The 3,965-nt window shown below is 44.9% G+C and carries 2 protein-coding genes and 1 pseudogene; all 3 read right to left on the bottom strand.

The genetic code is table 11. The features are described 5' to 3' along the window. Nucleotides 1-319, bottom strand: a pseudogene (locus RM811_RS10305) (threonine synthase); the annotation flags it as partial. A 106-nt stretch (nucleotides 320-425) separates the two neighbouring features. Beyond that, nucleotides 426-1,730 (bottom strand): homoserine dehydrogenase, encoded by a 1,305-nt coding sequence (locus RM811_RS10300; protein ID WP_402523681.1) that lies wholly within the window; start codon nucleotides 1,728-1,730, stop codon nucleotides 426-428. 626 nt (nucleotides 1,731-2,356) lie between these two features. Beyond that, nucleotides 2,357-3,664, bottom strand: coding sequence for a hypothetical protein (locus RM811_RS10295; protein WP_402523679.1), 1,308 nt, complete (start codon nucleotides 3,662-3,664; stop codon nucleotides 2,357-2,359). Nucleotides 3,665-3,965 lie beyond the last annotated feature (301 nt).

Genomic DNA, 3,965 nt, shown 5'->3' with positions numbered 1-3,965 from the left:
GGCCATGAAAGAGTTCCATCACCCACTGGTTGCTGCCCAGTTGCTGTAAAGGGGCGACAGCCTGATGACTGAACTCATCATAGCTTTCATCAATCATTTGTCTGAGTTTGTCGTCAGCAATGGTGCCACCAACAAATGGCTTGATGATTTCAAAGGCTAATCGATTGTAGGGCAGCCCCTTAAGGGAGCGAATTTTCTCAGGACTGAACTGTGGCAGGGATTCAGGTACATAAAGGCCGCCGTCATCTGCGAGGCCGGCCAGAAGTACATCCTGAAAGTCTTTGGGTTGTCCCTGTCCCCGGGTACTGATGTATTTCACTGGGAATTCCGTCTGTCTGTTTATTACTGTGCCAGATTGCAGTGACTGATTGAGGTGATAGTACCGCCTGCTTTGAGTAAGTAGAAGGCGGCTTCAGTCAGGAGTGTCAGGCCATGGTTTCAACGCGAATCCGGGTGATGGAGGATTTAATATCCTCCAGTGCTTCCAGTTCGGTAATGGCCTTGTTCATGGTGGCTTCACGGATATTGTGGGTCAGAATAACAATATCGGCACAGCCATCATCTTCCCGGGTTACTTTCTGGGTAATGGCATCGATGTTAATGCCATGGCTGCTAAGAACCCGGGTGATTGAATTCATGACGCCCGGATGATCATCCACATGGATACGCAGATAGAAGCAGCACTCTGTCGCTGTAATTGGCAATACTGGCAACGAGTCGCTCAGGCTGTCAGCAGAGAATCCAAGGGCGTTAACTGCTGAGTCAGGAACATCAATGGTTCTGGCAATGTCGATGATATCGGCAATCACCGATGAAGCAGTGGGCTCAGCACCAGCGCCCGGGCCGCTGTACATGGTTTGGCCAACCGCATCACCCTGAACCACGACAGCGTTCATCACACCATTGATATTGGCCAGAGGGCGGTCAGAAGGAATCAGGGTTGGATGCACCCGAAGCTCAATCCCTTTTTCTGATTGACGTGCAACGCCCAGATGTTTGATTCTGAAACCCAGGGATGCGGCATATTGAATATCGCTTGGGGTGATTTTGCTGATGCCTTCGGTATAGGCTTTGCTGAACTGCAGGGGGATGCCAAAGGCGATAGAGGCCATGATGGTCAGCTTGTGGCAGGCATCAATACCTTCAACATCGAAGGTCGGGTCTGCTTCAGCGTAACCCAGTGCCTGAGCTTCTTTCAGGACATCTTCGAATGGACGGTTATGGTCACCCATTTCAGTCAGTATATAGTTACCTGTTCCATTAATAATACCGGCCAACCAGTTGATTTTATTGGCAGATAATCCTTCTCTCAGGCACTTGATGATAGGGATGCCACCGGCGACCGCTGCTTCATAGGCGACGATGACATTTTTATCGCGGGCTGCCTGAAAGATCTCATTACCATGCTCGGCGATCAGAGCCTTGTTTGCGGTAACAACATGCTTTCCCTGCTCAATGGCCGTGAGAATCAGTTCCTTGGCAACATCATAACCGCCAATGGTTTCTATCAGAATATCGATGTCAGGGTTATGGGCGACTGCAAAAATATCCCGGGTAACATTAATGTTCCCGGTATCGCAATTCGGATTGTCCCGGCGGGCGCCGACCTGCTCAATGATGACAGGTCGACCGGTCCGGGCAGCAATACTGCTGGCGTTACGTTGAAGGACATTGAAGGTGCCACCACCAACAGTGCCAAGTCCACAAATACCTACCTTGATCGGTTTCAAGTTATTACCCCGACTCGTTGTTATGATTTTCACCGCTGTACCGATGGGAACGGATTATAGCCTTAAACAGGGTTTTTATGCGATAAAGATGAAAGTGAGCCAGTTGTCTCAGGGTATCGGTTGGGAGCGGAGGGCGGGTGTTTAATCAAAGCAGCCTTCATTCCCCGAATCCTGAAACATTTGGCAGGAGCATGCTGAAAACCTGATTCTGACAAAGGGTCCAAAACCGTAGTACCTGTATTCTGTTAAGGACTGTCCTTAAATAACTGTTTCATTTTGAACTCGGACTCCGTTCATCCTGAGCTCGTCGAAGGATGCTGCCACCGGACTTCAACAGGCTCATCCCGAACGGAGTTTTGAGCCTCAGAATATAGGAAACTTATTCCGGGACATTCCTAAGTTGAGCTGTCTTTCACCTGAATCCGTGACAGAGGGATTTCGTAACATCCATTGCTACGCGTAACTTACAGGCTATAAATAGTGATTTCATTTTTTTCAGCTGCTGAGTGCATTTTTGAATAATCAAAAAAAACACCATTTTTCAGCGATCAATAATCACCAGGCCTTTGCGCTATAAGGGTTTCCGAATTCTCCGATTTCTTGGGATAAATTAAGAAGTCACGGATTCAGGTTGCATTTAAATTGGCTAATACTCTTCGAACAACGAAGGTTTCAGATGAATCAGGAGACTGTCTTTCTGGTTGATCGCTGGTTTGTTGGTAATTTTTTTTAGATTGTTCCAAACACCAGTCAAGACTTTCAATTCCTTCTTCTGTTAATATTTTTCTTAAATAGGATGACCGTTCGGTAGTGTTGCCGATGTGTGGGGTAAAACATGTTTCGTACAGGGATGCTTCGGTAGACTCCTTTTTAAGTATCAATTGTACAAGCTCCATAGTATTGTTTTTAATTTTGCGTTTTAGGGTGCTTACACGACGTTCAAGATAATTGATATCTTCCGGAGACGGTTTTTCTTTCAAAAATAGCTCTATATCTTCTTTTGAGACGAGATGGATAAACCAGTATTTATCATAAGGCATACTTAGTTTTTCAAAACAGTTCACTGCGCACTTCAATCCAGGAAGCGCTCCCAAAGTTAAACTGCAAGCTGTGGCGGCGCAGTCAAGGTGAAATGGAACGGAAGAGCCATAAGGAAGCGTATAGCAGATTATTTGCTTGAGACAGGCAGTGGTTAGATACGAACAGCCAGCAAGTGACGCCATTAAGCATGGAGTTATAGTGCAAAAACACGCAGCCCTTTCAAATGTACGCTTGATTCTGTTATTACAAAAGGCAGTTCTTTCTGAATTAGTACTGGCTTCATCCTCAACTGGATCGGGGATGAATGCCTTACATTCGTTAATACTTTCGGTGATAATATCAGGGGGTAGCTGACACTCAGTTTTAATGTTTTTAGGTTGAGCCGTAACAGCCCGGTGCGAACCAGGACTATGGTTTTTCTGGAGAATTGGTGAGTCTGGTTTCCTACTCAAAGTGGCATTGTTTGGAACTGTATTTGCTTTATGTGGTGACTTGTTATTTTGCGGGGCCAGTGATGTTGTGGTGTGATTCGATGGCTTCTGGTGTTCTTTGTCATTACCCGGCTGGTAAACACTGTCTATGACCTCTGATAGTTTGAAGTTGGTATTTGTTTTGATCAGGGGCCGTCTACATGTTGGACACAGTGCTGAAGTTGTCTTACATTTTCTTTCAGCCAAGTCACACCCACTGGCTATATCATTATCTTTTGAAATATCCCCACACTGTTGATTAACTGTTTGATTTTCAACCTTATCAACACAATGATTGCAAAAAGAATGACCACACTGCAGAGCCATAGGCCTTTTATTAGAAGAATTAAATGGCTCAAGGCACAAATTGCACTCTAGTGAGGTTTTGGAAATAGTGGCTAGTTGTGTTATCTGATTTACCATTCTGTTTTTTAACTCCCGGTAATAGTAAAATGTGTGGGCTCGGGAGTTAGGATTCGTTTGATTCAGAAAAGTTCACTGTTGACCAGTTTATTTGTAGCGATACGAATTCACTATTTTCTGTGAATTCAGGCTTGTTATTGAGTTCGTTATTCCAAATTCAATAAGTAGTTGACCATTTGTCTTCATATAAATTGACTGGTCGATCGGTAGGTTATTTTATGTGCTAATTGTATGAAGCTTTTATGCTACCTTTATCAGACTCATCGCCTTATTCCCCCTGATTATGAAAACTGTTAATCCA

Origin of the sequence: Endozoicomonas sp. (assembly GCF_031844845.1) — a bacterium.
Taxonomy (GTDB): Bacteria; Pseudomonadota; Gammaproteobacteria; order Pseudomonadales; family Endozoicomonadaceae; genus Endozoicomonas.
Note: the sequence above shows the minus strand (reverse complement) of the source record. Positions and strands in the feature narration are given on the sequence as shown.

Coding starts and splice junctions, on each gene's coding strand:
- RM811_RS10295 (WP_402523679.1), bottom strand. CDS start 3,664: ATGGTAAATCAGATAACACAACTAGCCACTATTTCCAAAACCTCACTA.